The sequence below is a fragment of the Legionella sheltonii genome (assembly GCF_026191355.1).
GTDB classification, from domain to species: Bacteria; Pseudomonadota; Gammaproteobacteria; order Legionellales; family Legionellaceae; genus Legionella; species Legionella sheltonii.
Genome location: NZ_JAPHOQ010000029.1, coordinates 1 through 5,955 on the forward strand (window position 1 = coordinate 1; position 5,955 = coordinate 5,955).

Genomic DNA, 5,955 nt, shown 5'->3' on the forward strand with positions numbered 1-5,955 from the left:
CGATCAAAATGCTTTTGGGTCATCTCATATAAGGAGCACCATGGCTTATCTGGAAGAGGGTTGTTTTGAGTATCCGTATTGACGTTTAAGCCAACACCTATAATGACTTGGACATTACCGTTTGATTCAGCCAAGATTTCAATCAAACTGCCGCATAATTTTTTGTTATCCCATAAAATATCATTAGGCCATTTAATCTTGATATTAGAGGATAGATCTAATTCATTTAAAGTGGCCACAATAGCTAGACTAGTCACTAAACTTAATCCGGAAAGCTTGGCGAGATCATAGTTGAGGTTCCAACGACTCGAACAGTATATATTTTCTCCAAAAGGTGAGTGCCAGTGTCTTCCAAACCGTCCTCTACCCTGAGTTTGTATTTCGGCACAACAAATATCAACGGAATTTGAAAGGGGTAAATCCTTAAGATAGCGATTGGTTGAATCAAGGGTTGTCAATAGATGTAACTCAAAAGGTGATATGTGTTTTTCTGCGATAAGATGTTCTGTAATTTTCTGTTTATTTAATAAAATCAACTGATTAGGAAGTTGGTAACCCTGGTGTCTCATGCGTATTATAGGAATTCCTGATTCTATTAAATGATTAATTTGTTTCCAAATCGCTGAACGGGTAATACCTAGGGCTGCTCCTAATTCGGAACCACTATGACATTCGCCATCGCCAAGTAATTGTAATAATGTAAGTTGTGAATGGGTAAGATGCATTGGCAGAAACCTAAAAAATCAAGCGAGTATTTTGTTGTAGATGAATAAATCCATGTCGAATTTCCCTTACTGTGGGGTGATGACATAAAGCGCCACTACAAGCTACTTCAGGCATAAAGGAACGTAATTGCCAAGTCATGTTATGTAATGGATCGTTCACTAACTGTTTCGTTGGTATCGATATAGGGACGCTAAAATGTTTGGTTGGGTAAGAAAGACCTAAACCACAGGCTTTAATAAATGCTTCCTTTTGCGCCCAAACATGAAAGAAAACAGCCGGTTTCAAAGCGAGGGGTACTTTAATGAACTCTTCATACTCAAGATCGGAAAATAAATTTTTGGCAATTCCCTCATACGGCCTGGCGGAATATTTCTCGATATCAACACCCAAAGGAAAGCCTTTTCCAACAGCCAGTAGCGCTAGGTCGCCCGTGTGGCTTATATTAAATTGCAATTTTGCTGTATTGATGACCTCTGGTTTTCCATGCTCGTTATAAGTAAATTCCAGCTGCTCAGGATGAATATTGAGGTAATTTGCTAAGATGATTCTCAACGTGGCTCTAGCAGTAGAAAAACGGCGTTTATGCCTACTGAAGTAGAATCGCTCCGCACGTGCTCGCTCTTCCTGATTTAATAGTTCATATGCATGATTCAATTCATGCACTAAAGAAAATTGCCAAAGATCAATTCGAGCTTCATTTAAGATGCAGTTTTGTGTATTTAAAGGGTTAAATCCTGTAATGATCATATACTTTGTTTGAATCTGGCATCAATTGTCGGTTAAGGTTATCATATACCATGATATTTAATTCACCAAAGAGTATTCAATGAGCAGACAATTTTTGGATTTTGAGCAACCCATCGAAGAGTTGAATCAAAAAATTGAAGCACTTCGTATGTTAGGACATGATAACGAAGTGAATTTAAGTGATGAAATCGCACGACTTCAAGCAAAATGTTCTGATTTAACAGCCCAAGTTTTTTCAAATTTGGAGCCTTGGCAAGTAGCGCAAATGGCAAGACATCCACTAAGGCCACAGACTACAGATTATATTGAACGTATTTTTACTGATTTTCAGGAGTTACATGGTGACAGAAGTTGTTCTTCAGCTCCTGCAATTATTGGCGGTTTGGCTCGCTTAAATGGTGAGCCAGTTATGGTGCTTGGCCATCAGAAAGGTAAACGTACAAAAGAAAAAGTATATCGAAATTTTGGGATGGCTCGTCCTGAAGAGTATCGAAAAGCTTTGCGTTTGATGAATATGGCTGAAAAATTCAAATTACCCATTTTCACTTTTATTGATACTGCTGGAGCGTATCCAGGGATTGGTGCAGAAGAACGCAATCAATCTGAAGCAATTGCGCGAAATCTTTTTGTGATGTCAAATCTTAAAACTCCAATTATCTGTGTGGTAACAGGGGAGGCAGGATCTGGGGGGGCATTGGCAATTGGCGTCGGTGACCGTGTGCTTATGTTGCAATTTGGTATTTATTCAGTAATTTCTCCAGAAGGTTGTGCATCGATTCTATGGAAAGATGCGTCTAAAGCAAGCGAAGCTGCTCGAGCGATGAGAATTACCGCAGATAAGATTCTGGAAAATAAGTTAATTGATATGGTAGTGCCTGAACCATTAGGGGGGGCACACCGTAATGTTGATGAAATGGCTGCACGTTTAAAAGATGTTTTGGTTAGCGAGTTACGTGCTTTAAAGAAATTACCATTGGACCAGCTGGTCGAGAACAGGTACCAAAAATTTATGGCTATGGGTGCATGTGATTAAAGCTTTATTAGATCTTCTTCCAAATTCAACTGAGGAGGCGAATTGCACGGCCGATGCGGTGCTCGAATCCTCAAGTACTTGCTTGTACACTTCGGTTCTAAGCTCCGCATCTTATCAAGCCTCGCCTCCTTCAGTGAGTTTGGAAAGTGATCTATTGAATACCGAGTGGCTTTCTCGCCTAAGCCATTTTAATAAGCTAATTGTAGGCTTTAGTGGGGGGCTTGATTCAACGGTGCTTTTGCATGTACTCGCTTCCTATCCCACCTTGTTTGCTAAATTAGTCGCAGTGCATGTGAATCATGGTATTAGTGCGCGTGCACTTCATTGGCAAGCACATTGCGAGCAGTTTTGTCATCATTTAGATATTCCATTAATTACCCAATCCGTACAATTTGATCGCTCAGCCAATATTGAAGAGAGGGCGCGTATTGCTCGATATGCAGTTTTTTCTTCTTTGATGACCGAACAAAATTGCTTGATTTTAGGACATCATTTGGATGATCAAGCGGAAACAGTTCTTTTGCAACTATTCCGAGGCGCTGGAGTAGATGGTTTGGCTGCGATGAGTGATTGGGGCAAATTGGGATTGGGGGGAATGGCTCGTCCTTTTTTAAATCATTCCCGTACGCAACTTGAGAATTATGCGGTTTTACATCAATTAAGATGGATTGAAGATGAGAGCAATCAGGACATCAATTATTCACGCAATTACCTACGTCAACAAATTATACCTTTGTTGAAAAAAAAATGGCCTGGAGTGGTGGGTAATATCGCAAGAACAGCCATTCATTGCCAGCAAGCCAAAAGAAATTTAGATAGCCTGGCAGAAGAAGATAGTCGACTTATTTCCAAACACGTTAAGGAGAGAGAAGTACAAGAGGATATGGAAGGTAGAACCGCTACGTACACTCCAGTTAAAGAGAATTTGAGCACTTTATCGACGAAGCAATTTTACACCCCAGATGAGGTTGGAAATAAGGGGAATGCATCGGAAGAAAATTCAGACGTCCTTTTAAACAATTTTTTGTCAATAACACCATTAAAAGAACTCAGTCGCGATCGTCTCGTGAATCTGCTCAGGGTTTGGTTGAAAAATAATCGAGTTCAATTGCCTTCTACAGCCACTTTCGAGCGTTTGATTGATGAAGTGATCTTTGCAAGTTCTGATGCAATTCCTGAGGTGAGTTGGACAGAGGTGATTGTGCGTCGCTACCAAAGGCATTTATATATAGATAGGAAAAGTATAAATAAATTACCTTCTTGCATTGAATGGTCGGTATTTCCTTTACCTTTAATAATCGCTGATCTGGAAATTAATTTATTGGCAAAAAAAAGCACTCAAGGACTAGTAGCTCCTCCGAATGCAAAAATATCTGTTCGATTTAGACAAGGTGGGGAAGATTTTATCTGGCATGGGCAAACCAAGCGTTTAAAAAAATTATTCCAAGAGTGGGGCGTTCCACCATGGTTAAGGGAACGAATTCCTTTAGTTTATTTTAATGACACGCTTGCAGCGGTAGTGGGTTATGCAATGAGTGATCTATTTTTTTCTAAAGAAAGTGCTGACGCATGGATTTTCGTTAATGGTTGCTGAATTTCCCTTTTTCCCTGCTCCAGTCATCCCGAGCACAGCAAGGGATTTTCACGCTATAGCATTGCGTCACAATGAGGAGATCCCTCGTTGTCTCGTGATGAGGCAGACAGGGGGAAGGGATTTTATATCTTAGTAACCAAAATTGTTGTGTGGAAGATCGACGTGCTCAGTCGGACCGAATCCAACATCTCGTTCATATGCAATTTCCAACGCATTATTCACATTTTTTCTAATCTGTTGTGCACCAGTTATGTCATGTTGTTTAAAGAAAAGATATTGTGAGAATATTACTTGTGATTGAGGGGCTTGTGCTAATTTCTTTTGAGTTCTTGTAATGAGATTAAGTTCACCATCTTCATTCATCCACTCATTGGGTTTCATTTTCATTATTATTATTACCTCTGGTTTAAAAAGAAGCGCCATAGTACACGAGAAACCATAAAATTCAAGTTTTATTCAAATTGAAAATAAAAAATGTATTTTGATTAATTGAATAAAAATTATTTTTAATTTTAATTAAACTAATTTAGATTAATAAGAAAAATAATTAAATATCAAATCATTTCAACCATGCAAAATATTTCGGACATTAAATCATTACTCGCACTCAGTGGAAAGCCTGACAGTATTCCTGAAGACCTTATGGCATTCTTTTTATATTTAAAAAAAAGGTTCAAAAAAAGTAGAGATAAATTTAACGCTTTCGCAATGAGCTATGATGAAATGGATTGTTTAGCAGGGATTATTGAACAAATGATTGAGTGTTGTGTCAAAGATCTACGGTTTGAAATTGCTTTTTCAAAATGGGACGGAAGCGCACAATTAAATCATTGGTCTTTTTTAGAATTCAATTTTAAAGGAACAGAAACCCCTCCTGGTTTAGATATTTTGATTTGTGATCCGCTTGGTTTCAAACAATCACTCGTTTTAACAAATTTATTAAGCAGTAAGATGAAATTTGGTAGTTTGAGTAAATTGTGCACATTGATGATTTATATTCCCCTAGACACATTACAAGTTAAAGGGCGTACATGCGCCTATTTTGTGACCGATAATGTTTCAATGTTAGCAAATCAAGATAAGTACAACCCAGTTTATGATTATATGAGGTCTCATCAACACGAAAGCAAAATAGATGAGGCAATGAGAATCTTGGCACAATTTCGTGAATCTCTCACGAATTGTTATACGGAGGAAGAGCTCAATGAGATCTATGATTTTAAACTCGTTGCGAGTGCTCTACCTGTCAGGCTCTTACGCACAAAACACTCTGTACCTGAACTAGAAAAAGAAGTTCGTGATTCGGAAAACCTTAAAGATGAGATTGTGAATTACAAGGGCGAAACCGCATGGCATTCAATAAGTAAGAATTTATTTTTTGTTAAAGATAGGCTCTACCCCAAATAAGGGGGCATTTTAATCAAGTTAGTCTAGACTAACCCTTTGATTTGACGGTCAAAAGGAAGATTAAAATGCCTAAGAAAGATTGTATCCTAAATTTGCCTGGATATTCTATTAAAAGAGTAAGTGGAGAAAACCCGGTATACATAGAGGTAAGCTATCGCTGGGTAGTTCGCTGTATTCATTGTGGTAATAAGAAGTTACGTAAAAAGGACAGTTTTATAAGACGAATCCGTCATGAATCGATTGGATTGCGACGTAGTTATTTGTGTTTAAAAGCTCATAAGTATTATTGTCCATCATGTGGTCGTTATTTTAATCAGCGATTTCCTGGGATAGGGAAACATCAAAGAGCGACGGAGAGTTTACGAAAACAAGTATTTCACTATCACAGTAAGGGAGTGAGTCAAAAAGATTTGTCTCGGGACTTAAAGCTGGGCAAATCGACTGTAGA

The 5,955-nt window shown here is 38.3% G+C and carries 7 protein-coding genes; 4 read left to right on the forward strand and 3 right to left on the reverse strand.

Translation table 11 applies throughout. The features are described from left to right. Both OQJ26_RS19100 and OQJ26_RS19105 read right to left on the reverse strand, forming a co-directional pair. The coding region (locus tag OQJ26_RS19100; protein ID WP_265705270.1) for a biotin--[acetyl-CoA-carboxylase] ligase at positions 1–725 on the reverse strand (725 nt) is incomplete at its 3' end. 10 nt (positions 726–735) lie between these two features. Beyond that, positions 736–1,473 (reverse strand): 4'-phosphopantetheinyl transferase family protein, encoded by a 738-nt coding sequence (locus OQJ26_RS19105; protein WP_265705271.1) that lies wholly within the window; start codon positions 1,471–1,473, stop codon positions 736–738. A gap of 79 nt (positions 1,474–1,552) precedes the next feature. Between OQJ26_RS19105 and OQJ26_RS19110 the strand changes: the two genes are divergently transcribed. Then, positions 1,553–2,506: an acetyl-CoA carboxylase carboxyltransferase subunit alpha gene (locus OQJ26_RS19110; RefSeq protein ID WP_265705272.1), complete on the forward strand. Its 954-nt coding sequence runs from the start codon at positions 1,553–1,555 to the stop codon at positions 2,504–2,506. Positions 2,507–2,645: 139 nt separating this feature from the next. Continuing rightward, complete coding sequence (gene tilS / locus OQJ26_RS19115) at positions 2,646–4,100, forward strand: tRNA lysidine(34) synthetase TilS (RefSeq protein ID WP_265705276.1); 1,455 nt, start codon at positions 2,646–2,648, stop codon at positions 4,098–4,100. 129 nt (positions 4,101–4,229) lie between these two features. Here tilS and OQJ26_RS19120 read toward each other — a convergent pair whose 3' ends face one another. Continuing rightward, the gene (locus tag OQJ26_RS19120) at positions 4,230–4,487 is read right to left on the reverse strand and encodes a hypothetical protein (protein WP_265705273.1); all 258 of its coding nucleotides are present in this window, start codon (positions 4,485–4,487) and stop codon (positions 4,230–4,232) included. A gap of 183 nt (positions 4,488–4,670) precedes the next feature. On the opposite strand from OQJ26_RS19120, the gene OQJ26_RS19125 reads away from it, so the two are divergent. Further along, positions 4,671–5,507, forward strand: coding sequence for a hypothetical protein (locus tag OQJ26_RS19125; protein ID WP_265705274.1), 837 nt, complete (start codon positions 4,671–4,673; stop codon positions 5,505–5,507). A 65-nt stretch (positions 5,508–5,572) separates the two neighbouring features. Next, the coding region (locus tag OQJ26_RS19130) for a transposase family protein (RefSeq protein ID WP_265705275.1) at positions 5,573–5,955 on the forward strand (383 nt) is incomplete at its 3' end.

Coding starts and splice junctions, on each gene's coding strand:
- OQJ26_RS19110 (WP_265705272.1), top strand. CDS start 1,553: ATGAGCAGACAATTTTTGGATTTTGAGCAACCCATCGAAGAGTTGAAT.
- OQJ26_RS19125 (WP_265705274.1), top strand. CDS start 4,671: ATGCAAAATATTTCGGACATTAAATCATTACTCGCACTCAGTGGAAAG.
- OQJ26_RS19120 (WP_265705273.1), bottom strand. CDS start 4,487: ATGAAAATGAAACCCAATGAGTGGATGAATGAAGATGGTGAACTTAAT.
- OQJ26_RS19105 (WP_265705271.1), bottom strand. CDS start 1,473: ATGATCATTACAGGATTTAACCCTTTAAATACACAAAACTGCATCTTA.